Origin of the sequence: Catenibacterium mitsuokai (assembly GCF_025148785.1) — a bacterium.
Taxonomy (GTDB): domain Bacteria; phylum Bacillota_I; class Bacilli_A; order Erysipelotrichales; family Coprobacillaceae; genus Catenibacterium; species Catenibacterium mitsuoka.
On the sequence record NZ_CP102271.1, the window covers coordinates 2285955 to 2310725 of the forward strand.

25 protein-coding genes are annotated in these 24771 nt (G+C 33.8%); 5 read left to right on the plus strand and 20 right to left on the minus strand.

The features are described 5' to 3' along the window. Window positions 1-124 precede the first annotated feature (124 nt). Both NQ499_RS11835 and NQ499_RS11840 read left to right on the plus strand, forming a co-directional pair. Window positions 125-484, plus strand: a complete 360-nt coding sequence (locus NQ499_RS11835) for a nucleoside triphosphate pyrophosphohydrolase (protein WP_006506883.1) — start codon at window positions 125-127, stop codon at window positions 482-484. After that, window positions 477-1436 carry an HNH endonuclease domain-containing protein gene (locus tag NQ499_RS11840; protein ID WP_006506884.1) on the plus strand — a complete coding sequence of 320 codons (960 nt, stop codon included), beginning with the start codon at window positions 477-479 and terminating at the stop codon, window positions 1434-1436. Before NQ499_RS11835 ends, NQ499_RS11840 begins: the two co-directional genes overlap by 8 nt. A 282-nt stretch (window positions 1437-1718) precedes the next feature. Here NQ499_RS11840 and NQ499_RS11845 read toward each other — a convergent pair whose 3' ends face one another. The 9 genes from NQ499_RS11845 to NQ499_RS11885 form a co-directional block, all read right to left on the minus strand. Continuing rightward, window positions 1719-2099, minus strand: coding sequence for a helix-turn-helix domain-containing protein (locus NQ499_RS11845; protein WP_006506885.1), 381 nt, complete (start codon window positions 2097-2099; stop codon window positions 1719-1721). A 16-nt stretch (window positions 2100-2115) separates the two neighbouring features. Further along, the gene (locus NQ499_RS11850) at window positions 2116-2496 is read right to left on the minus strand and encodes a YxeA family protein (protein ID WP_006506886.1); all 381 of its coding nucleotides are present in this window, start codon (window positions 2494-2496) and stop codon (window positions 2116-2118) included. 375 nt (window positions 2497-2871) lie between these two features. Further along, a complete protein-coding gene (locus NQ499_RS11855) occupies window positions 2872-3501 on the minus strand; it encodes an ATP-binding cassette domain-containing protein (RefSeq protein WP_006506887.1) in 630 nt (209 codons plus the stop codon). 140 nt (window positions 3502-3641) lie between these two features. Then, window positions 3642-5753 (minus strand): heavy metal translocating P-type ATPase, encoded by a 2112-nt coding sequence (locus tag NQ499_RS11860; protein WP_006506888.1) that lies wholly within the window; start codon window positions 5751-5753, stop codon window positions 3642-3644. Window positions 5754-5789: 36 nt separating this feature from the next. Continuing rightward, window positions 5790-6017, minus strand: a complete 228-nt coding sequence (locus tag NQ499_RS11865) for a DUF6110 family protein (protein WP_006506889.1) — start codon at window positions 6015-6017, stop codon at window positions 5790-5792. Between the two features lie 96 nt (window positions 6018-6113). Beyond that, entirely contained in the window at window positions 6114-6968 is an 855-nt protein-coding gene (locus tag NQ499_RS11870; protein WP_006506890.1) for an EamA family transporter, read from the minus strand. Between the two features lie 48 nt (window positions 6969-7016). Then, window positions 7017-8990, minus strand: a complete 1974-nt coding sequence (gene tkt / locus NQ499_RS11875) for a transketolase (RefSeq protein ID WP_006506891.1) — start codon at window positions 8988-8990, stop codon at window positions 7017-7019. A 69-nt stretch (window positions 8991-9059) separates the two neighbouring features. Continuing rightward, window positions 9060-10247 carry a M20 metallopeptidase family protein gene (locus NQ499_RS11880; protein ID WP_006506892.1) on the minus strand — a complete coding sequence of 396 codons (1188 nt, stop codon included), beginning with the start codon at window positions 10245-10247 and terminating at the stop codon, window positions 9060-9062. Between the two features lie 9 nt (window positions 10248-10256). After that, entirely contained in the window at window positions 10257-11090 is an 834-nt protein-coding gene (locus NQ499_RS11885; RefSeq protein ID WP_006506893.1) for a MurR/RpiR family transcriptional regulator, read from the minus strand. 346 nt (window positions 11091-11436) lie between these two features. On the opposite strand from NQ499_RS11885, the gene NQ499_RS11890 reads away from it, so the two are divergent. Then, window positions 11437-13128 (plus strand): ammonium transporter, encoded by a 1692-nt coding sequence (locus NQ499_RS11890; RefSeq protein ID WP_006506894.1) that lies wholly within the window; start codon window positions 11437-11439, stop codon window positions 13126-13128. A gap of 107 nt (window positions 13129-13235) precedes the next feature. Next, on the plus strand, window positions 13236-14075 hold the full coding sequence (locus tag NQ499_RS11900; protein ID WP_006506895.1) for a Cof-type HAD-IIB family hydrolase: 840 nt from the start codon (window positions 13236-13238) through the stop codon (window positions 14073-14075). 476 nt (window positions 14076-14551) lie between these two features. Here NQ499_RS11900 and NQ499_RS11905 read toward each other — a convergent pair whose 3' ends face one another. The 5 genes from NQ499_RS11905 to NQ499_RS11925 form a co-directional block, all read right to left on the minus strand. Further along, window positions 14552-15817: a radical SAM/SPASM domain-containing protein gene (locus NQ499_RS11905; RefSeq protein WP_006506896.1), complete on the minus strand. Its 1266-nt coding sequence runs from the start codon at window positions 15815-15817 to the stop codon at window positions 14552-14554. 1 nt (window position 15818) lies between these two features. Beyond that, window positions 15819-16622 (minus strand): class I SAM-dependent methyltransferase, encoded by an 804-nt coding sequence (locus NQ499_RS11910; protein WP_006506897.1) that lies wholly within the window; start codon window positions 16620-16622, stop codon window positions 15819-15821. An 18-nt stretch (window positions 16623-16640) separates the two neighbouring features. Beyond that, window positions 16641-17453 carry a class I SAM-dependent methyltransferase gene (locus NQ499_RS11915; protein WP_006506898.1) on the minus strand — a complete coding sequence of 271 codons (813 nt, stop codon included), beginning with the start codon at window positions 17451-17453 and terminating at the stop codon, window positions 16641-16643. Continuing rightward, window positions 17443-18762 carry a radical SAM/SPASM domain-containing protein gene (locus tag NQ499_RS11920; protein WP_006506899.1) on the minus strand — a complete coding sequence of 440 codons (1320 nt, stop codon included), beginning with the start codon at window positions 18760-18762 and terminating at the stop codon, window positions 17443-17445. The genes NQ499_RS11915 and NQ499_RS11920 overlap by 11 nt, the downstream gene beginning before the upstream one ends. Before the next feature lie 126 nt (window positions 18763-18888). Then, window positions 18889-19011, minus strand: a complete 123-nt coding sequence (locus tag NQ499_RS11925; RefSeq protein WP_006506900.1) for a hypothetical protein — start codon at window positions 19009-19011, stop codon at window positions 18889-18891. A 210-nt stretch (window positions 19012-19221) separates the two neighbouring features. Between NQ499_RS11925 and NQ499_RS11930 the strand changes: the two genes are divergently transcribed. Then, complete coding sequence (locus tag NQ499_RS11930) at window positions 19222-20364, plus strand: hypothetical protein (protein ID WP_006506901.1); 1143 nt, start codon at window positions 19222-19224, stop codon at window positions 20362-20364. Window positions 20365-20988: 624 nt separating this feature from the next. Here the strand turns inward: NQ499_RS11930 and NQ499_RS11935 are convergent. The 6 genes from NQ499_RS11935 to NQ499_RS11960 all read right to left on the minus strand — a co-directional run bounded on the left by NQ499_RS11935 (window position 20989) and on the right by NQ499_RS11960 (window position 24638). Next, on the minus strand, window positions 20989-21426 hold the full coding sequence (locus tag NQ499_RS11935) for a hypothetical protein (RefSeq protein ID WP_006506904.1): 438 nt from the start codon (window positions 21424-21426) through the stop codon (window positions 20989-20991). A gap of 27 nt (window positions 21427-21453) precedes the next feature. Continuing rightward, window positions 21454-22080 carry a tetratricopeptide repeat protein gene (locus NQ499_RS11940; protein ID WP_259848523.1) on the minus strand — a complete coding sequence of 209 codons (627 nt, stop codon included), beginning with the start codon at window positions 22078-22080 and terminating at the stop codon, window positions 21454-21456. A 159-nt stretch (window positions 22081-22239) separates the two neighbouring features. Next, on the minus strand, window positions 22240-22626 hold the full coding sequence (locus NQ499_RS11945; protein WP_006506907.1) for a hypothetical protein: 387 nt from the start codon (window positions 22624-22626) through the stop codon (window positions 22240-22242). A gap of 188 nt (window positions 22627-22814) precedes the next feature. Continuing rightward, the gene (locus NQ499_RS11950; protein ID WP_040389582.1) at window positions 22815-23861 is read right to left on the minus strand and encodes an IS1/IS1595 family N-terminal zinc-binding domain-containing protein; all 1047 of its coding nucleotides are present in this window, start codon (window positions 23859-23861) and stop codon (window positions 22815-22817) included. Between the two features lie 131 nt (window positions 23862-23992). Then, on the minus strand, window positions 23993-24169 hold the full coding sequence (locus tag NQ499_RS11955; RefSeq protein ID WP_259848524.1) for a hypothetical protein: 177 nt from the start codon (window positions 24167-24169) through the stop codon (window positions 23993-23995). A gap of 1 nt (window position 24170) precedes the next feature. Further along, entirely contained in the window at window positions 24171-24638 is a 468-nt protein-coding gene (locus NQ499_RS11960; RefSeq protein WP_040389583.1) for a hypothetical protein, read from the minus strand. Between the last annotated feature and the right edge of the window lie 133 nt (window positions 24639-24771).

A 24771-nucleotide genomic window follows, 5' to 3' on the forward strand; every position in this document is an offset into this window, starting at 1 on the left:
TACAAAGTAAGCCCTTCCAACAAAAGGCAACCTTCTTCATATATACATGCAATAAAATGTCCTTTAGTGATATTTTACCATACAGTTTTTTTTAAGTAACTTTCATAATGATTGGGGGAGATGTATGATTAATGAAGAGGTGATGCCAATGAAACATATTCATAATAAGTTAGTCAGAGATCGTATTCCTGAAATCATAGAGAATGATCATAAGACTTGTGTAACAAGAATACTACTCAATGACGATGAATATCTTGTATGCTTGAAAAGTAAATTATTAGAAGAATGTCATGAGGTAATGAATGCTGAAGGTGAAGATATTAAGAAAGAGATAGCAGATGTATTAGAGGTATTAGAGGCATTAGAAAATACACTTCATATTGATCAGCAGGAAATAATATCTATTAAAGAAAAAAAAGCACACAATAATGGTGCTTTTGATAAGAAAATCTATCTGGAATATGTAGAGGATTCTTATGAATAAGTATATACAGGACTGGCTTGATGTGATTGAGTATATGAATAATGATAATACATATAAGTTAGCCTGGGGACGTGCTATTCTTGAAAATGTTTATTCACTTAATTTTGTAGAAGAAAATAATGTGATTACATTTGATGCAATAGCACATAAGATGGTGAAGTATTACTGGAATCAGACATTCTTCTTTAATCTAAGACAAGGATCTAATATCAAAAAGAAACCTGTCATAGTCCAGCAGGTTGATTTACTTATTGAAAAATATAAAGAGTTATCCGGATCTTCTATTCCTATCTGGTTTGATAAAGCAGAACTTGTATTAAATACAGAAGAAAACTTCTATAAGAATGTATTAAAGAAATGTGCAAGAAAGCTGAAGGATGATGTATCTTGGCGTTTTATGAATGTGAATAAGGAAACTAAGAATCTATATGTTCTTAATAAAGATTATCTCTACATATCGATCAATAAAGAACAGGTATTGTTGTTGAAGGAGTATGGTTTTGTCTTATCACAACTACTCAATTACAAATGGGCACAGTTATTAGAGAAGTTCAATAATGCCCCACGTATTACTTCTAAAGTAAAAGGTATCTCTGATAATCAAATCAGAAGAAATAATCTCACTAAATATAAAAATATCTTACTTGAAAATATGAATAAACCAATTGATTTTTATACAGGAGAAGAATTAAAACCTGATGATATTAGTGTAGATCATGTGATTCCTTGGTCATTCATGTATAGTGATGATATCTGGAATCTTGTTTTGACTTCTAAGAGTCATAATTCTTCTAAGTCCAATCATATTCCTAGTAAAGAAGTGATTGAACAGTTGAATCAAAGAAATAAAGAACTTGTAGAAACAATCAACAATAGTAAATACAAAGAAGAACTCAATATTGCGATTACGCATAGTTATGTGGATCAGTTCTATCTCTCAATGAAACTATAATTTTTTCTAGTTTTTTGAATTTTATTGAATTTATGTATAGAGTTTTCTACAATAATCATAGAGGAACTTAATTGATATTAAGCTGACTCCTTAAATAAAAAAGCCTATTGAGATGCTCATCTCGCCAGGCTTTTTTAGTTTGTATAAAATAATATTTATAAGGGGTTTTATTTTTAAATTTTTATTTGATTTTTTGTATTCAATTGCATTGCGACAAGGATTTTATTAGTATACTTATAGAATGTTTTTTTCATAATATATTTTCCTTTTTGTCTGGCCTGTCTATTCATTAGACAGGCTCTTTTCTTGAATACATTTAAGCAGGTCTTCGGGTGTGACCTTATATAATCTTGATAGGGCAATAAGATTGGTTGTATTGGGATCACTTGTTCCATTCTCCCATTTAGAAACAGCTTGTCTACTTACACCTAATGTTTCTGCAACAAACTCTTGAGTCATCTTACAACGGAGACGGTTTTCTTTAAGGGATTCTCCTAAAGATTTCGCATTCACTTTTTTCTCTTCTCGTACATCTTTAGAATTAATATATTTCTTAAGAGCTTTGACTATCAATATGAAGAGATAAACAGCTGCACAAAATAAGCAAATCATAAATACAATATACATGATGGCAATAATATAATTAATCACTTCATAGTTCATATCTCTCTCCTTTCATCTATTTTGTTCCATGACTCTTGATTTGATTTAAAGCACGTTGTGGAACTTTCGATTCAGATATAATCCTTTGGTTGATGACTATCTTCTTCTTTGTTTTTAACTTGATGTAAGTTCCTGGACAATAAGAGTCTGCATGAATAAATGTCACACGCATTGACTCTCCTAATGCATTATAACAAACAAGAACATATTCTTTACCAATGGGTTGTTTATGACCAAAATCATCGATGAGCCATGATTCTCTATTCACATCCACACGAGGAATCTGTGTATAGTAGCAGTCAGATAAAGTATGGTCAGTACTGTAATATCTGTTTACTGCAATTGTTACTATACCAATTAAAATAATAATTACAAACAATATGACCTTCTTTTTCATATTCACCCTTCGATTCTCCTTTTTGTTGAATAATGCAATAAAAAATAGACTTTCATGATCATGTAGGAAGATATTGGTTACTATGTCAAAAGGATCATGAAAGTCTTTATAAGATTCAGTTGGGGTTATAGTTTAAGCAGGATGTCACTAAAGACTGATGTTGACTACAAAATGAAAGCTTCACTCCATTTGAAAAAATTATCCGGTTATTTATTCTTCTGTATATTCTAGGAAATTGAGAGTATCCATATTAATGATTTAATCCTATTATGAGTGGAAAGAAGTCGAGAAATGTATATCTCTGGATTAAATAGTAAAAAAATTGAATGATGTAATAACCCCAGAATCTTATTGGCATACTTATTCATGATTCAATCAAAGAGTTCCCTCCTTAATCTCTTTGATAGTTCCATATTCTATGATGCAATGGTGCGTGACAAGTCCTTTTAAGTGGTTGATACAATGACTAGAGAGCAGTATCGTAATACCTTCTTTATTGAGTGCAAGAAGAAGCTGTCTAATAGAAGCTATTTCGTCATTATTGAGATCTTCCATTGGTTCATCAAGTAGGAGAATAGCTGGATGTCCTAAGAGAGCTTTCGCAATCGCAAGACGACATTTCATTTCGTGTGAGAAGTCACGATAAAGTAACTGTTGGTCCTGCAAGCCCACGAGAGATAAGACATGTTCAACTTCTTTTTTGTCATGAATACCTTTTATGAGACAGTGATAGTAAAGGTTTTTAGATGCATTCAAATGATTAAAGAAATGGCTGTTGACAGTATAGCCTATTCTTTTTCTATTACGTCTTAAATACTTTTCTTGAGTACTTTCTAGAATACTCACTTGTCCTTGATCATAGTAGGTTTTACCAAGAATGATTTTAAATAGAGTTGTTGCCTGTTTCCCCACTATGCCATATATTTCTCCATACTTCACTGTGATGCTGATGTCATTTAATAAGGGATATCTATTAGATATATGGTTGAGTGAGATTGCGTCCATTTTTTCAACTCCTTTTCATGAATAGTGCCTCTACAAGTGTAGTGCGAAAAGACAGTTTCCTCCACCAACTATCACGTAAACTTGAGTTGACATTTGCAGTTTTCCTCGGAAATAAAAAAGCCCCAGAACGGGGCTGTACATCAATTTTCTAATAATGATGTAGAAGATGATATCGCAAATATAAATGTTGAACCATTATGAATAAGTGATGTTGTACTTGCAGGTAAGACACCAAACATACCTAATAAGATTAATCCAGTATTTAAAGTGACTATTCTTGTATAGTTACGCTTGATTCTTTTCATCAATAGTTTTGATAATTGTTTAAATACGACAATTTCTTCTAATGATGAAGAAGTAAGTGTCACATCCGCAAGTTCTCTCGCAATATCTGAACTATCCTGTAAAGAGATAGAGACATCTGCACAAGATAAGGCTGGAGTATCATTAACACCATCCCCAACCATCACAACAATATGTCCTTCATCTTTGAGTTTCTTGACATAATCGGCTTTGTCTTCTGGTAATACACCTGCAAGATAACCATCAATATTGAGTTCTTCCGCAATATGCTTAGCCGCATTCTCACTATCACCTGTTAACATGATGATCTTCTTAAAACCACTGCTTCTCAAATTTTGAATAGTTTCTTTCGCTTCTTGTTTAAGTGGATCATAGATAGAAATAATACCAGCGAGTTCTCCACCTATTGCGAGGAATATCAAAGAGCTTGCTCCTTCACTTTGTAAGTTATTGATGAGTGTTTCTATTTCTTCTGTTTTAGTAATATGTTCATCTTCAAACACAAAATGATCACTACCAATAATAGCACGCTGATCACGATAAATAGTCGCAATACCATGCGCAATAATATACTTTACTTCAGCATGTTCTTCTTCATGATGCAAATGTTCAGATGATGCCTGTTTTACTATCGCATTCGCTACACTATGTGGGAAATGTTCCTCTAAACAAGCTGCAATACGTAATACTTCTTCACGTGTATAGTTACCTATTGGTGTAACCTTCTGTACAAATGGCTGAGCATTTGTAAGAGTTCCTGTTTTATCAAAGACAATCGTATCTGCCTGATCCATTGCTTCTAGGTATTTACCACCCTTAACCATAACAGAATGACGACCTGCTTCCTGCATTGCACTAATAATAGAAATAGATGTAGAAAGCTTAATTGCACATGAATAATCCACAAGTAATACAGAAGAAGCACGTGTAAGGTTTCTTGTGGCAAGTAATAATCCAAAGAAAGCCACAAAACTATAAGGGACAATCGCATCAGCTAAATGTTCAGCCCCTGATTGAATACCTGCTTTCAGTGATTCGTTTGTATCAATCATATCTACAATCTTATTAATACGGCTTTCTAATTGCAGATTTCTTACCTTGATATAAATCTTACCTTCTTCTACAACAGTCCCTGCAAAGACAGAACTTCCCTGTTTTACCATCTTACTTAATGGTTCACCTGTAAAGCTAGATTCATTAATCATGGCTTCACCATTTACTACTTCACCATCTACTGGAACCATAGAACCTGTCTGTACGACTACAATATCTTCTTTCTGTAAATGAGTTGTAGGAATCTGTTTTTCTTTTCCTTCTTCTAATACCCATACTTTATCAATATTGACAGACAATGTTTCTTTAAGCTGTAATGATGTTGTTTTCTTTGTATAGTCTTCAAGTAATGAAGAGATATTCAATAGGAACATGATATTACGTGCTGTACCCCATTGTCCTGATAATAAAGAAACAGAGATACTTGTGGCATCAAGTACTGGTACATCAATACGTTTATGTACAAGAGAATTAAGTCCTTCTTTCACATACTGGATGGTATGATAAATGGTTAATACGTTTCTTACTGGTAATGGTAAAAACCATTTAGAAGCATATCTTCTTGCGATGATTGCAGTGAATTTTCCAATGTATTGATCGTTGATATCACGGTGATCTATAAGATACTTGTTTTCTTTAATGATCTTTTCATAGGGTGCATCATCAAAGTGAGGGATATCTAGAGAGTTGATTTTGTCAATCAAAGCATCTCTTTGATCAACACTATAAGTAAATAGAATAGAACCTGTTCTTTCATTGACATCGGCTGATTCAACCATATCCCATTTACATAATGCGAAATGTAAGGCAAGTGCCTTATTTCTAGAAAAGCGATAACGACCATAACGTATTCTCATACGTCCTGGTATGTCATGTACTATACGATACTCTAACATTCTCTTATCACCTAAAAAATAGGAAATATAAATTCCCTATTTTGCTTCTTTCTTGCTTTTCGCTTCAGCATAAATATCTTTTGCATCTTCTACAATTGTATCATATGATGCAAGTGCCTGATCCTTTAACTGCATACCAGTCGCAACTGATTTTACTGCAGCTTTTCTTGCACAGTCGCTCTTTGCGAACTTACTACCTGCAATAGTGGCAGCTACACCACCTACAAATGACCATAATAATTTGTTTTTGAATAAGTCTTTCATATTCTTTTCCTCCTCCGTTAGTCTTAACTAACAAAATCATAATAACACTATAGAGAAGGTTTGTGAACAAAAAAAGTTAGAGGAGTGTAACTTTTGTTAGAGAAGCATACCCAAGGTACCAGATACTATTAGTATTAATCCAAGTAATGATTTCTTAGAGAGTTTCTCATGAAAAATAAGATAAGAGAATAATACAGTAAATAGAATACTCAACTTATCTATAGGAGTGACTAGACTTGCTGGTCCACTTTGTAACGCATGATAGAAGCATAACCAAGATCCTCCTGTAGCTAAGCCTGATAACACAATAAAGAGATATTCTTTCTTTGGTATACTCTTCATATTCATTTGACTATGCGTCACAAAAACCACAATCCAGCTCATAACAAGTACAACACTTGTACGAATGGCTGTTCCTAAATTACTTTCAATATTTGTAATACCCATCTTACCAAGTATAGTAGTCAAACTTGCAAAGACAACAGAAAGAACGGCATAAAGTAACCAAGCATTACTTGTCTGTTTATTATCTTCCTTCTTTTCTACCATTAAATATGTACCTGCTGTAAGGCTGATCATACCTATAATCTTATAGACTGTGACACTTTCTTTGAAAAATATAAGAGAAAGAATAATCGTCAATACAACACTTGTCTTATCTACAGCTGTGACTTTATTAATATTTCCTAGCTGTAATGCCTTAAAGTAACATAACCAGCTCGCTCCAGTAGATATTCCAGAAAGAATTAAGAATAGAAATGTCTTATGGGTGATTGTATGGATTGTATCAAATGAGCCAACTATTCCTACCATGATCCATGAAAAGATGAGTACGACAATAGTACGTAATGCTGTGGCTAGATGAGAGTTTGTATGTTCAATACCACATTTTGCGAGAACTGCTGTAAGTCCTGCAAAAAAGGCAGAACCAAATGCATAAAGAATCCACATAAAAAAGCCTCCTTATAATACTATTATAGGAGGCTAAAATGAATTTGTTTAGAATTCTTTGATTGCTTTGATTACATCTTCTACAGTTAAATGGAATGCCTTGAATAAGTCTGCTGGCTTACCTGAAGCACCAAATGTATCCATAGTGACATATTTGCCCTTGAATCCTGCGAATTCACCCCAAGATAAACGGCTTCCTGCTTCTACAATAATTCTATTTTCTACACATGATGGTAAAATAGATTCTTTGTATTCTTCAGACTGTTCTCTGAATAATTCCTGGCAAGGCATAGAAACGATTCTGATATTTAAGTTAGGGTCTTTTAATTGTTCTTTAGCTTTGACTGCTAAGTCTACTTCTGAACCTGATGCAATGATGATGATATCTGGCTTACTCATACAATCATCAATAATATAACCACCTCTTAAGGCACCTCTGTTACTGCCTACCATCTTAGGTAAGTCCTGTCTAGAAAGGATAAGAGATGTAGGTGTTTCTTTTGAACTCATTGCGACATACCAGCCGGCTTTTGTTTCAAATTCATCACATGGTCTAAATACATACATGTTAGGCATTGCACGAAGCATAGTCAACTGTTCTACTGGTTCATGTGTTGGTCCATCTTCCCCTACACCAATACTATCATGAGTAAATACATAAGTAAGTGGAAGCTTCATTAATGAAGACAAACGAGCCATAGGTTTTACATAGTCACTAAATACAAAGAATGTAGCCACATATGCTTTTAATCCACCATATAACATTAAACCATTACCTACTGCAGCCATAGCCTGTTCTCTTACACCAAAGTGAATATTACGTCCACCATAGTTGTCTGCACTGAATTCACCTTCACCCTTTAAGACTGTCTTATTAGAAGGTCCTAAGTCGGCTGAACCACCAATGAAGTTAGGGGCAAAATCCTTAATAAGGTTCATTGTTTCACCACTTGCAGCACGAGTTGCGATATTGTGATGTTTATTTGCCCAGAATAATGGGTTATCCTTGAAGATTCTTGCAAAGTCAGGGTTAAAATACTGTTCCCATACAATCTTCATTTCAGGATATTCTTCAAAATATTTATCCTGCATGTTAGTCCAAGCATCATATAAATCATCTACACGTTTTTGTGTAGAAGCTAGATAGTCATATACTTCTTCTGGTACATAGAATTCTTCCTGTGGAAGACCTAGTTTTTCTTTTAATGCCTTGATGTTATTCACGCCTAATGGTGCACCATGAGTGCTTTCTGAACCTTCGTTTGGACTATCTTTACCGATAGTTGTCTTGATTTCAATGAACTTAGGTTTACCTTTAATAGTTTTTGCTTTTTCTAATGCAGCAAGTACTTCATCTAAGTTATCACCATCTTTTACAGTTAATGTTTCAAAACCAAATGCCTTTACTCTGTCTGATACATTTTCTGTAAATGTAATGTTTGTGTTACCTTCGATAGAAATGTTGTTTGAATCATATAAGATGATGAGCTTTTCTAACTTAAGTGTACCAGCGAGTGATAATGCTTCTGAAGAAATACCTTCCATCATACATCCATCACCAGCTAATGCATAAACATAATGATCAAATAGATCATAACCTGGTTTATTAAATACAGTGGCTAAATGAGCCTGACCCATTGCCATACCAACAGCCATGCCTAAGCCCTGTCCTAAAGGACCTGTAGTGGCATCTACACCTACTGTATGTCCATATTCTGGATGTCCTGGTGTAAGTGAACCTAACTGTCTAAACTGCTTTAAATCATCCATAGTTAAGCCATAACCATATAGATGTAATAAACTATAAAGCATGCTTGAACCATGTCCTGCTGATAAAATAAAACGATCTCTGTTAACCCATTCAGGATGCTTTGCACTATGGTTTAATACTTGTGACCATAATACATGAGTGAATCCAGCAGCCCCTAAAGGAAGTCCTGGATGTCCTGAATTTGCTTTCTGAATCATATCTGCACAAAGTGCTTTAATTGTATATACTGTTTTTTGATCAATCTTGTTCATTTTTTCTGTTTTCTCCCATTCATCATTGTTAAATATTATACCTGTTCTCTTTTTGTGAATGCAAGATATTTAGTACTTCACATTCCAATTCATTGCCGCATTATATAAGAAATACAGGCCATACATTAAGCAGCCTTCATCAAAGATAGTGGCTTTGTTATGAAGACCATAAATATAACCATCCTGTTTACATCCTGCCGCAAGAGTCACAAAGAGTGAAGGTACATTGGCAGTAATATGGCCAAAGTCTTCTGAGATAGTAAGAGGAAGTTCTAACTTCTTGATATAACCGCCAAATACATCTTTTTCTACATCCATAATAGATTTAAGTAATGCAGGATCATTATAGACACTTGGTGCCTGCTGTAAAATTGTGATACCTGCCTGGGCATGATACATAGAAGCAATACTTTGTACTAATTCATTGACTCTTCCCATAATATATTCCTGATCATCTGGACGATAACTTCTTAGTGAACATTTCATATAGGCTTTTTCTGGAATAATGTTATGGGCTTTACCTGCATTCATAATACCGATTGTAAGTACATCATCATGACTCATGCTGATTTCTTTTGGAATGATTTCCTGTAATTGCTGGTATATATGAACAGCCACACGCAATGCGTCAATACCTTTTTCTGGCATAGAACCATGTGAACTCTTACCCGTAATATTGATTTCAAAGATTGTAGAAGCGGTTGTCATTGCTTTACGAATCGTACGGATTGTACCTGTCTTATCTTCTGTCGCCGGCATGACATGTAAGCCTACTGCCGCATCAACACGAGGATACTTTAATACCCCATCTTCAATCATCATCTTACAGCCCACTAGTCCTTCTTCATGGGGTTGGAAGACAATCTTGATCTGCCCTTTGAGTTTCTTTTCATTCTGTTTTAATAGTTTGGCACACATTAACATCATAGAAGCATGCATATCATGTCCACATGCATGCATTGCCCCATTAATGGACTTAAAAGGAAGATTTGTATGTTCTACAAGTGGTAAAGCATCCATATCACTTCTAAGTAAAAGAATCTTCTTATCATGAGGTCCTACAAGTATTTCAATACTGCCTCCTGGATTCACAATAATATTCTCATAACCATACATCTCAAGTAGCTTCACTATATATTCCTGTGTCTGAGGAAGAGGATGACCGACTTCTGGATGTTCATGAAAATGTCTTCTCAATCGTATTAATTCCTGTTCAATATCCTTGTTGTTTGATATCCATTTTTCTATCTTTTCCATAACTTACACCTACTTTTCCATTTCTTGAATAATACGTCTTGTATTAATAATCTTTTGTGCATATTTTTCTTTATTACGTTTCACTAATCCATAGTAAAGAAGATCAACAACAATAAGTGAAGAATAACGAGAACTCATCGCTCCGATACGTAATGACTGTTCCTGTGAAGGAATAGTTAATACATGATCTACTAACTTACCAAGCTTATTATAAGCAGATTGTGTAATTGCGACAGATGGGATGTTCATTTCCTTTGCCCATTTAGCCGCAGTAACTATACCTTTTGTTTCTCCACTATATGAAACAAAGATGGCTAAATCTTCTTCAGTCATATTGGGAACAGATGTCATCTGAAGATGAACATCTGGATAAAAGCAGGCATATTTCCCTATTCTCATCAGTTTATGTATAAAATCATCACAGACAATAGCTGAACCACCTACACCAAATAAGTAAACATGTTTCGCTTGTTCTAAAGCTTTCACAACATCTTCTAGTGTAGAAGCACTAAGAAGATGATATGTTTTATCAATAGTCACAATCTGAGAATGATGTACTTTATTCATAAGTGTTGCCATATCTTCATCTGGATGTAGTAAGTTATCTACTTCAGGAATTGATCCTACTAGATCCTTGGCAAGTTCAATCTTCAATTGTGGAAAACCTGAATAACCAAGTTTTTTCGCAAATCTAACAACTGCTGCAGAAGATGAATGTGTCTTTTCTCCAAGTTTCATAGCAGAATCATCAAGAACCTGTTCTGGATGTTCTATGATATATTGCGCTATTTCTTTTTCTGTTTCTGTAAGGCTTGCTTCTTTAATACGTGTAATACAGCTCATTAGAACCTCCTTCTCATATATGACTACGCATATATGTTTTTATTTGTCTTTCCTTATACAAAAGTATACCATGTTTTTCTTTTACATCGCATTTTTTATGGCACATTATATGAATTATATGCATTTTTAATAAAATTTTATCATTTTAAAAGAAATTTTATTATCATTTAATAATTCATTTTATCATGAATATGAGGTGCTTTTTTTCGCTTATTCCGATAATAATGTATGATAATTTAACGTTACGATGATAATTTTTTATTGACATGACTATTTTCTATTCGTATAATGCAGTCATACCAGAAAGGTAAAAAGAAAACATAAACATGATAAAGGGGGAGTGCTTATGGCAAAGGTTTTAACTGAAGTTTTTGGTATATGGTATTTAATTGGTGCCGCGTTTGTATTCTTTATGCAGGCAGGCTTCGCAATGGTTGAGGCAGGGTTCACCCGTGCTAAGAACGCCGGAAATATCATCATGAAGAACTTGATGGATTTCTGTTTAGGAACTGTTGCTTTTCTTATTGTAGGTTATAGCTTCTTATGTGGGAGTGATGTAGCTAACGGATTTATTGGCTGGGTTGGTTTTGGAAATGGTCCATTAACTAACTTTGCATCCACTGATTGGTCTAGCTTCGTATTCAACTTAGTATTCTGTGCAACTGCAGCAACTATCGTATCTGGAGCCATGGCAGAAAGAACTAAGTTCTTAAGTTATTGTATTTATTCATTCGTTATTTCTTTAGTTGTTTATCCTATTGAAGCTCATTGGGTTTGGGGACCTGATGGCTGGTTAACAGCAATGGGATTCCATGATTTCGCTGGTAGTGCAGTTATTCACTTCGTTGGTGGTTTAACTGCTTTAATTGGGGCTAAACTTCTTGGTCCTCGTATTGGTAAGTTCAATAAAGATGGAAGCCCAAATGGTATTCCTGGTCATAGTTTAACTATTGGTGCTTTAGGTGTATTCATTCTTTGGTTTGGCTGGTATGGATTCAACGGTGCTGCTGCTAAGAATGGTACTCAGTTAGCAACAATCTTTGCAACGACTACTGTTGCACCAGCACTTGCAACATGTACTGTTATGATCTTTACTTGGTTAAAGTATGGTAAGCCTGATGTAGCTATGAGCTTAAACGGTTCTCTTGCAGGTTTAGTTGCAATTACTGCTGGATGTGATGCAGTTAATGTAATGGGTGCTTGTATTATTGGTATTTTATCTGGATTTACTGTTTGTTTCTTTACTTGGTTATTAGATTATAAATTACATATTGATGATCCAGTTGGTGCTGTCGCTGTTCATTTTGGTAATGGTTTACTTGGTACTATCTGTGTTGGATTATTTGCCTGCGGTACTGATACAATGCCTAAGGCTCAGGGTCTATTCTACGGAGGAGGCTTTAAGTTATTAGGTACTCAGTTACTTGGCTTATTATGTATTGGTGTTTGGACTGCTGTATTAATGACTATTACATTCGTAGTTATTAAGCATACTGTTGGTCTTAGAGTTACTGAAGAAGAAGAAATTACTGGTCTTGATAAGCTTGAACATGGTTTAGAGAGTGCTTATGCAGGTTTCGCATTAGAAACAGAAACTTATACTGGTGCTACTGCTGTAACTGTTTCAGCTCCTGAATTAAGTGTTGCAGAAGCTGTTCCTACTGTTGCAGTCAATGGGGAAGGTAAGATCAGTAAGATTGTTATTATTGCGAAAGCAGAAAAGATGGATGCTTTAAAAGTTGCTATGAATGATATTGGTGTTACTGGTATGACAGTGACAAGAGTATCAGGCTGTGGTGTTCAGAAAGGACAGACTGCTTATTATAGAGGCGCTAAGGTTGATATCCAGTTATTGCCTAAAGTAAAGGCTGAGATTGTTGTGTCTAGTATTCCTGTACAGACAGTTGTAGATGCAGCAAGAAGTGTTCTATACACTGGTCATATGGGTGATGGTAAGATCTTTATCTATAATGTAGAGAATGTCGTAAGAATCTCTTCTGGTGAACAAGGTCCTGAAGCCTTAAGCTATGAAGACTAAATAAAGATGAGACTCGATTAGTCGAGCCTCATTTTTTTCATTATTTGTTTGATTGGTACTGTTTATATTCTCTTCCTATATAATATAGATATATAAAGGAGACAGATATGGGTAAAATAATATTTCTAGATGTAGATGGTACATTAATTGATTATGAAGCAAAGTTACCTGCTTCAGCAGCTAAGGCAGTAGACATGGCACGAGCAAATGGACATAAGGTATATATTTGTACAGGATGTTCTAAGGCTGAAGTACTACAGCGTAATTTATGTGATTTAGATGGTATGATTGGTGGTAATGGTGCTTATGTAGAAGACCATGATGAAGTTGTTATGCATCAAGGATTATCAAAGGAAGATGTAAAACATATTGTAGATTGGTGTAATGAGAGACACTTAGGATTCTATTTAGAAGCTAATAGCGGCATGTACTGCAATGACTATATGTTAGAACAGGGTCCTGAAACAATGGTTAAGTATGCTCAGGGTAAAGGAGCCGACCTAGAGAAAGCAAAGGAATCTTCTAAAGCATTCATGGATGGATTTATTTATTTACAGGGTGAAGACTTATATAGAGATGATGTAAATAAGATCAGCTTTATCTTAAGCTCTTATCAGGATCATTTAGATTCTAAGGTGGAATTCCCTGACCTTATTGCAAATACATGGGGTGGTAAGGGTGAAGTAGCCTTATATGGTGATTTAGGCCCTACTGGTATTACTAAGAGACATGCGATTGAAGTGTTGATGGAACATCTTGGTGCTGATTTTAAGGATACTATTTCTTTTGGTGATGCAAAGATTGATTTATCAATGTTTGAATGTTGTGCTTATAATGTTGCTATGGGTAATGGTGGTCCTGAAATTAAGGAAGCAGCAGATTATATTACGACTGATGTTAATGATGATGGACTTTATAATGCGTTTAAGCATTTAGGATTAATTTAAACAAATTTGAAGAAAAATTCGAAGAAAGCCGGGGAGAGAGAAATTCGAAAAAAAAATAAAAAGACCTCTCTGATTTTAAAATCAAAGAGGTTTTTGGCATTTAGCCGTTTAACTTAATACCATTGGGTGAATCTCACCCCTTACTACGTGATAATTCAAATATAGGAAACCCCTAGTTATTTTAAATTATCCCTTTTTATACTATCTAAGTTAGTCTGAAATCATCACGTCAATATAGTTCCGTATACAAAATACATAGGTATCTACATTATATATTAATTTTGTAACTTATAAGGATAGAAAAATTAAAAAATGACTATATTTGCTTCTTTTTGCTTCTATGTGTTTCATCTACACTTTTCCTAATTGTAAGGCTTATTGTATTAACTGTAAAAGTAACTGTTTTGATTTAACTAATTCTTTCCAAGTATCTGTGTACTTTATTTGAACTTTGATAGAATTCTTTTTAGAGTTTTTTACTTTTTTTCTCCTAGAAGTTTCAACAATGGTCTAATAACATATCGATTTCTGACACAAGGAGTTCTAACAGTTCCTTTCAAGTATCTGTTATGAATACATCCTCCCAAACAAATTGGGAAGTATTTACATTCAGCACAGGTATCTCCGACATTCAAATAATCAACGAACTTTTGATCATCACTCCAATCTTTTGTTGATGAAAATTCTTGTACACAGGCGTGTAAGGATCCATCTGGAGCAATTACAACCGAGTGCGGATTTGTTGCAAAACAGCCACTCTTTTTAGGCATGGGAAATAAATCTATTAAGTTTTGAACAAATCCTCGTTCATACATAGCGTTGAAAACATCAAAAAACAGTTCTTCTTTTTGATCATCTCTTATATAGCTCTCAGGCATCACAAATTCCGGAGGAAAAAGAAATGTAGGAAATAAATGGAAATTATCGTAAGCAAAAAACGGTTCAATTTCATCAAGCATTTTTCGGAAGTCTTTTTTATTATTATTATCTAAATGGATTCTTAAATTAACATATACTCCCATTTGTAAAAGATCATGTATGGCATTTAATGTGGTTCTAAAAGCACTATTCCCACTAAAACTTACACTTTTCCTTGTATTGTGTTGTGGTTCTGTACCATCGATTGTAATATGCGCCACTGTTAGATTCCAATTATTAATGGCATGTTTAATAAGTTCTCTGCTAAATAAGGTGGCATTAGTAGTTATAGATGATGTCCATTCTCTATTAGCAAAAGCTCCTTTTTCTGATAACATTGAGATAATTTTATCAATCTTATCTACGCATAATAGGGGTTCTCCTCCATACCAGTCTAAGGTAAACGAATCATCATTTCCCACCTGACTAATTATGTATTTCACTAAATCATTTGTAGTGACATCGGACATAGTTTGCTTGCAATAATCATCTTCATAACAATAAAAACATTTTGCGTTGCAGGATGTTGTGGGAATGATTGTGAAAAAATTAATATTGCTTTTTTCTTCTAACTTTATCGTGCTTGTAAATTCGCGTAATTCGTTGCATCCATCAGGAACTAAAAAACCATTTTTTATGAGTAAAAATTTGTCTTCTTGCGTTAAAAATTTCATGACTGTACCATTCCAACCATAAATAATTGCGCCACTAGCTGTATTATAAACAATATTACCATGTCGATAGCAAATATTATAATGTGAACTGTGATATAAAGATTTTTCATCATATTCTCTATTTTTATTTCCACTTCTTAATAACAGCATATTAAACCTTCTTTCTAGCAAGAACTAAACCATGATTAGATGCTCCCAATAGACTTGGTTCTCTACAAACCATACGATGATATTTCATCCAAACCTCTAACTGTTTATCATCCAATAAATTAATGACGTTTTGAAAGACAATGCTCTGACCGTCTGTTGCCAAATGATCTATAATAGTTAACCCAAAACTATTGAGAACATTTTCAATGTCCTTTGGAGAATAATAATTATTATCTGTCCAAAAACATAGCTTATCCTCACTTGAAATTTTTCTATCAATTAGTATTTTATCAACAAGCTCATTACTTATTCTTGACGTGTCTCCGCGCATTACGCACGGAAATACAGAAAAAGGGCTTATATAAGAGAATGCTATAATGCCAAAGTCTTTTGTGACACGGATGCATTCTCTAATACATGATGCTTGTTCTTTTTCATCAATCAAATGATATAACGGTCCCATACATAATGTAATATCAAAACTATTGCGTTCAAACATAGATAAATTGGTTGCATTTCCCACAATAGATCTAATCTTTATGTTTTCATTAATGGCAATTTCTCTTAGTCGAGAGATATGCTTAGGTACTAAATCTAGTGCTGTAACATGAATACCCATTTTTGCATAATATAAAGAGTATATTCCTACACCGCACCCACAATCTAATACATTTATATTCTTTTCCATATAAGGTTTTAGTGCATCAACTGTTGATAAAAATTCTATTTTGCGTGCATTAGTACTTTGAAGACGATTTTCTTCATCAATTTCATTGTATGAATCAATAATATTTAATCTATTCATCTATTCACCATCCCTAATCTATTTTGCTACCATACACAAAACATCAGTAGATTCAAAATATGGTGTTCCTGTGCAAGAACTATAAAATTCGAATTCTGTAAATCCTGCTTGCTCAAATTCAAATCTTAATGTGTCTGATGTAAATGTTTGAATCCAAGAATTCCATACTTTTATTTCCTTGTTAATTCTAACAGTTTGTATTAATATAAGCCTTAAGTCATCATACCTATAAAATGCATTCAATTCCAAATAAGGTTTATCAGACCAAAAACCGTCACTCTGGATATATTCCCAATCTCTTGATTCCTTTCGATTTTTGTAATGATTTTCCGTAAAAACTTCTACGATAACCATACCTCCAAAAGCTAATGAAGATCTAATTTTTTTAAGAAGTTCTAGTCTTTCATTAGGGGGATAAAACGAATAAATGCCATACAGCATTAAAACCATATTATACAGTTTGTTACAATTTATCTTCCTAAAATCTAAAGTATCGAATTCAATATTATTACCAAAGTAATTTTTTTTTGCAAATGCAATATGATATTTGGAAATGTCAATTCCATAATAGAAAAAACCGGCTTTTTCTAGAGGTCGTGCATATAATCCAGGCCCACACCCAACATCTAGTAAATTTCCCTTCTGTGGATTTATATTAGCGAACCAATTTATAGAATTAACAATTGTGTCTCTCTTCCTGCTTCCAGAATCAATGTTAGGATTCAGATGTTTTTTTAACACATTTGCAGCAATATATTCGTTTTCCCACAGCGTCATTTCACCTTGTTCAAAGGGCATGGGTTTTTTTAACTTTTCAAGATTATAAATCATTAATTTCAAGTGCCGCCCTTTTTATTAATTCTTTTATAGCTCCTTTTACGGATGTGCAAGCATGTTCTTTTCCATACTTGAATTCTCTATATTTGCAACCACCTTGACAGATTGGTAACAAATTACAAGAATTGCATTTTTCATCATCAATAATTGGATTTGCGTAGTATAAGGCAATATCATTTTTAATTCTGCCAGAAAATACATTTCCACTAGAGTATTCCTCATGTCCTAATAGTCTATGACAATTATAAATATTTCCACCGGAATCAATTGTCAAGGATGACTCGCATCCCCCATAGCAGCTTGTAGGTATAGGAGATAGATAGTACTTTCGTAAAATAGCATCATATTTAGAGCCACTTTCAACACGTTTGTCGTAATTTCCAAAGCTACAAAAATCTTTTTCTGCGTCTAACAGTGCTATTAGTGGATGTTTCTGGCTTGACGTAAATTTTTCAGTGATTGCTGGGATTTCGATTGAATCAATCGGAGCTAAATATACGAAAAAATTAGAATCGTTGCCAAATTTATCTTTTAAATAATCTACTGTATTTATCGCTTTTTGGTATTCTAATGGATTGAAATTAATTCGAATACGGATATTGATTTGAGCTTGCAGACATCTGCTGATATTCTCCATTACTATATCAAATGGATTGGTATCTGAATAAACATAATCTTTAATTCGATTGTACTCTTCATTCAAATCATCAATAGTTATTTGTATGATTTTTACATTCCATTGATTAATAGCTTGTTCTACTATGGAATCATTTAATAAATATCCATTAGTAATTATTTTAGAATCAAAACTTACACCTCTAGAACTAAGATATTCTACGATATATGAAATTGTTTTAGGTTCAAGTAAAGGTTCCCCCCCAAACCATTGAATTACGAGATGTTCTGGATCATGGTTCTGAAAAATGTACTCCGCAACTGCTCGCGCTGTATCAAGATTCATTCTTTTTTGTACAGCGCCTTTTTCAAAGCAGTAATAACACCTTGCGTTACATCCTGTTGTAGGACAAATAATATAATAACTAGGGGAATCATCGTTCGAGGCCAATGTTCTCATCCTTAGTGATTCTAAAAACGTTAACTCATTCACATCATCTGAAATTAAAAAACCCATTTCTAATAATGCAGCTGTTTCATCAGAATGATCATCATATTTAGAATATACGAAAATATCTTCGTATATTTTCTTTTCTAGTTCAACCATTGAAGTAGTAAACGTTGAGTATAGAAGGACTGAGTCCTCAGAAAATCCAGGTTGTTCAACTATAAACTGTGATTTTTTCATTTGTTCCTCCCATAGAACAGATTTGTTCTTTATAAATAAAAAAACTGCATCAACAGACTTTTCAGTTGCTGACGCAGTACTACATTTGCCTGTATTACACTTTTTTAAGGAATGCAGATGGCATGATTAGCCGTCACTGCAACGGCATAGGCAACTACTAGCCATTTCGTTTGCTACAAATTTTTCAGATGCAGCTTGCTCAAGTTTCTTAGAAGCAACCTCAGAAGATACATTACGAATAACTTTCATTCCGACTCTCCTCCTTTCTTTTAAGGTAGTGTCAAAAATCTATATCACATAGCATAAATACACTACCCTCAATTTTATCTATATAAACAGTAAAATGATTACTGAGTATATCTTAGTAATCATCTTTTTTTCGTATTTAACTAAAAAAGATGAAACCTCCTGTGTTATACTTTTAGCGCCAACCAAAATATCACGAAAGGATGTTTCATCATGGAAAGTATAACACATTTAATTAATTCTATTGAATCTTTTTCTAAACAAAATTTTAAGTTCTCTCAGTATTTTCAGGCTTTGAATCTCCTTGGCAAGATTCCTGATACTGTTTCCTATCGTCTGAATAATATTGATGTTATTCATCATCTTGAAGAGGCTTCAAAACACATTGATTGGCTTAACAGTTTCTTTGAGGATAAGATCAATCCAATTACCAGGAAGGAACTATCCAAACTTAAATCCAGTAAGAATAAGGATGTTCAGATTCCTTATGCAGACTTCAAGATAGATGAGCCTCCTATATTCAGAGACGAGCTTATCAAGCAGATCTCATTTGAAGATATCATCAGAGAAAGCTACCTGAAACCTGTAAAGCGCAGAAGCGATGACTCCTTCACATTTGATGGCGTCTGTCCTTACTGTGGTGCTCCTAAAGAGTACATCTATGACAACAGCAGAGGAAGAGGCCAGTATAAATGCAAGGCCTGTAAGAACACATTCACCTTAAAGACTACAGTCAAGGAAGATGTTGGAATATACTGTCCCTACTACAAGCATAAGCTCACTTTGCATCATGACCGCAATGGCTATCTCGTCTATGTCTGTCAAAATCATGACTGTTCATACTATAAGCATAACAAGAAGATCCAGGACAGTGATGATAGTGATTCACTTCTCACTTCAAGCAAGCAGTATCGTCTCCATTACCACTATCGTGATTTCAAGTTCAACTTAGAATCTCTCAAGAATGTCAGTAACGACTTGAATATAAGCTATAATCTATCCAGAATACACTTTGATTCTAAGGTTCTAAGGCTTATCCTGACCTATTACGTCAACTATGGCCTTGGCGCCAGAAAGACTGCTCTCATCATGAAACAGGTTCATGGCGTACGTATTTCACATCAGACCGTCATTAACTACACTAATGGCGTATCAGCTCTTGTGAAGGATATGGTTGACCATTATCCCTATAAGATTGGTTCTGTATTATCAGGTGATGAAACATACATCAAGGTAAGAGGAAAGAATCAGTATGTGTTCTTCTGGTCAGACCCTAGTTCGAAGTCATCACATCACATACCATCTATCCTACACGTGATACAGAATGCACCTGCAGATCAATCTATGACTGTCTGAGACACTATAACGGGAAGATTCCAGAGAACCTTACACTCATCACTGATGGCAATCCTATTTACAATGCAGCTCAGGTATTCTTTGATATCAACGGCATCAAGTTCGACCTTCACCAGATAATCGGCGTTAAAAACAAAGATGAGATATTCAAGAAATACAGACCCTTCAAGCAGATTGAAGAGAGACTGAATCGAACATACAAGCAGAACTACTATGGAACTAACGGCTATGACAAGATAGAGGGTGCCAACAGCTATATGATTCTCTTTGTATGCTTCTTTAATTTTCTGAGACAACATTCATCACTGAAGTACAAGACACCTGTAACTGGCTTGTTTGATAATAATATGCTTATGCCAGATCAGTGGCTCAAGCTCATTGAGATATCACATAAGTACCATCCAGCTGACAATTAATCATTTCTCCAAGCAGTGCTCAGGAGACGATACCCTCATTGCGCCTTTTTTAGGTGTTTTTTTATTACCTTTATAATCATTCGGTTTAGAAAAATTCAAAATATTCAATTTTAATACTACATGAATGATATCGCATCGTTCATCGAGCCCTGAAATCTGTCATTCATCAAGTTTTTCATAAACTTTTGACTCTACCAACTTCTAAATTCTAAATAGTTTCCATACATTCGACTGAATCTTCAACAATATTTAGCTCTGACCCAATCATAGAACAACAATATGATATAATTTCTTTTTCTGGCAAAACAACAATTGGAAAATATAGTAACTTCTTTGATTCAGGCATTACACCCAGTATATTTTTAATATAGGTAATATCACCTTCAGATAAGGTTGAAACACTGTGGAAATGTGTATGAAATAACCCATAAAATTCAATATCCTTCTCTGCCCATTCAAGAAGGATAGAATTCAACATTTCAACATTTGGCGTATAATGACAATGCCTAAATTCATCTTGCTTGCCCTCATCAAATACTACAGATGTAATCGTGTTATTATTACCTTCTAGCATACCTCCTGATTCAGGCATATGTTCAGGAACATTGTTGATTATTTTCTCATATATTGACTTAAGAATTCTCATAACAATATACTCCCTTTCAAATATCGTTTATTTTGGGTTATCTAGATATTGTGGATAATTACAACGAGCATCATTCATTACATCTAGAATATATTCGCTACCTCCTGGAATTCCATTATCAACCAAATGATTAAGAAGTGTTAGTGCATCAGCACTTTCCTTAGGAGCATTATCAACATGTAAATAGGCACAAGATAACCAAAAAACCACATCATCTAATGTATATCCATTATGATCACCTATCATAATCATATTAGCCAATTCTATTTGTGATTTTGCATGTCCTTGTTTAGCCGCCATTTCAAAATATTGCAATGCTTTTCTTTCTCTTCCAAATAATCCTATTTTTCCTGTGTTATAAAGAAATCCTAACATATACTGTCCAAAGGCAGATCCATTGTCAGCACCTATTTTCAAATATTTAACTCCTGTTTTTTTATCCTTGGGGATACCATAACCAAATAATAAATGTATCGCAGTTCTGACATGAGCTTCTATATGACCGTGATCTGCTGCCATCTTATAATACTTATATGCAAGTGTATCACTCTTCTCAACATTCATTCCTGCATTATAACAACCAGCAACCTTTATCATAGCATTCACATCACCACTCTCAGCTTGCGCAATTAATGCTTTAAAATCTTGATCCATAACTAACTCCTTTCTCGCTTCTATTATCTATATCAGTACATATTAAACTTTTACTTCCATATCGATTGTGAAGCGTTTTCTTTTTTCTTGTTAATATATTATTAACATCTTTTCCACATTATTTTTGTTTATATGCAATAAAAGATTTTTAAAATTCATTTAACGTTCTATACACGCTCTATAACGAAAAGCCGTTGTGAGTGTAATGCTCACAACGACTTTTTTTATGTCTTCATCTGTATCTGTAGAAAACTTAAAAGGTATCTTCTTATCTATCTTATAGGTCGTACTGTATTCATGTAATTCATTATTTTCGTCATATGTCTTAATCTGAATGTTGATATATTCTTCTTTAAACTTATATGAGTTAATATGCAGACATAGACTATAATGATCACCATCTATACGTGATTTAGAAGTAGTACATGTAATCCCATAGGGTGCATCTATTTCTACAGCGATAGATGTCTCAAAGCGATGATATGCAAAATAAAGAGTAATAACTGCAACAATAGATAGACCTATTATAAACTTCTTCTTTCTCATATCATCGCCTCCCCTCTTATTAATATTCTAACATAGATATATGAATTATTAGAATTTTTTATGAAGGTATTGAAACTATTACAAGCAAAATTATTCTGCTCAATTGTTAATACTTTTTATTTGAATCATTATAGATTAAATTCTTTTTAGAAACGCTCAATTTAAGAAAATTGTTGCTTTGAGTAATCTTATTCAGCGAATATACCATAACGATATTCGTAATATGCTTCCTTAAGTGAAATAGGCATAGGTGTAGCTCTTACCATTTCATTACTGAAAGCCTCAGTATCCATCATCATTCTTAGAATCTCAGATGCCATTTCCTTTCTCTTGAATGTATACTTAGCCTGCTTCTTAAGAAGCAGGAAATCTAGATAACCTTGTATGTATCTGGTGCCAACGCCTCTTGTTGTCTGTATCATTGAGCTTACTTCTGTCATCATCTCATTGACAGCTCCTAATGATTTACCATCATCAGTAAGATATCTCTTCTCTAAAGGAGATGTCTTTATCTTATTGTTTACTGCTTCAAGATAGTTGGCAAACTGCTGTATGCTTGCCTTTGAATCTGATATGAACTCTTCCACATCCTTAAAGTAGTCTTTATTCGCTTTATATTTATCGAATGACTCACTTCCAAGACCTGATACCTGCATCATCATATGATCATTTTCATCTGTAGCACAGACAATGGCAACCTTGTGATGAGATATTCCTCTATATGCAGCCTGTTTACCTCTTTTCTTTGAGTATCTAGGCATATTTTGAGGACGTGTTCCCTTTAGGTTTATACTTTTATACTGTGTATCTATTTCAACTTCACCAGATAATTTCTGATGACCCATGATTTCAGATGCTGCATGATAAAGTTTATGACGCATATAGAAGCAGGTCGTCTTGCTTGTCTCTAAGACTTGAGCCTCACCCTCTAGAGGCATTTTATATAGTTCCAGTTCAATGAAGTGAAGCCACTGGTCCAAAGTAAAATGAGACCAGTAGAATAAGGTGTTGGTTCTATCACTAAAAGACTTGTGACAGTCAAGACAGATATATCTCTGATGTCTGTTCTTATCTTTTCCATTCTTCTTGAAATGGACTGAACCACATATAGGGCATGCCTTATGAGATGGATCAATGTCTTCATCATCCTGTTCATATAATGATTCGATAAGTTTATTTACATAATCCTTATCCTTAGATCTTAAATAGTTTTTTACCTGGTTTTCAGTTATCATAGCACTCACCTGACCTTTTAAGATCATTTTACAACTGTTCGAGAAATGATGATTTGAGTTAGGTGGCTATAAAGTAGAAAAATAGGCGTTAAGTTAAATTTAATGATCTAGTAGCAACATTTTTCATAAACTTAGCGTTTAGAAATAAAATTTGTTATTTCTTGTTTTGTTTCAACGGCTTTTACCAATGCATCATAATATTCTTGCTGAGAACATTTATAATTTTTATAGCAAGGAACATATCCAAATATTTCTCTATATTTAATATTTATCAATCTACATTTTTTTCCAAACTCTATAGAATTCATATTACATCTCCTTAAGTATTTCATTAAATTTTTCCCATGTATTAGGAAAATATTTCTTCATAAATTCACAAGACTCATTATTTCCTTGGGCTAGCATACTAAAATTATTTGCAAATATTTCTGCTTCACAATTACCAGATATATTCCAATAATCATTATCATGTCCATAGTAAGCAATTCCTTCTTTTGAATAACTTTCCATAAGTTTTGGATCATTTTTAAATAGTGCTGACATATTATCCGATATTGCCATGTCAAAAGCTACATCTGATTTCACAAGGTTATCAATTAAATCATTTAAATTACTTAGTCCATCTTTTGTGTTAGAATCATATTTTTTCAAATCATTCTTTATAGAAGTTACAAATTGTTCTGAATTAGAAATATCATTAAATTGATTATCTACAAAATGTCCGTATTCATGACTGAAAATTTCAGCATATTCAGAATCGTCAATATTTTCCTCCATTTTTATTTTCTTATCTAAAAGATCATAATAACTGTCTAAAATGGACCCTGTAAAAAGGACACGATAAAAAAGGATATTTATTTCGTGACCCTGTTTTACAGGGTTTTTATTTTGCATAGTATAATGATTATAG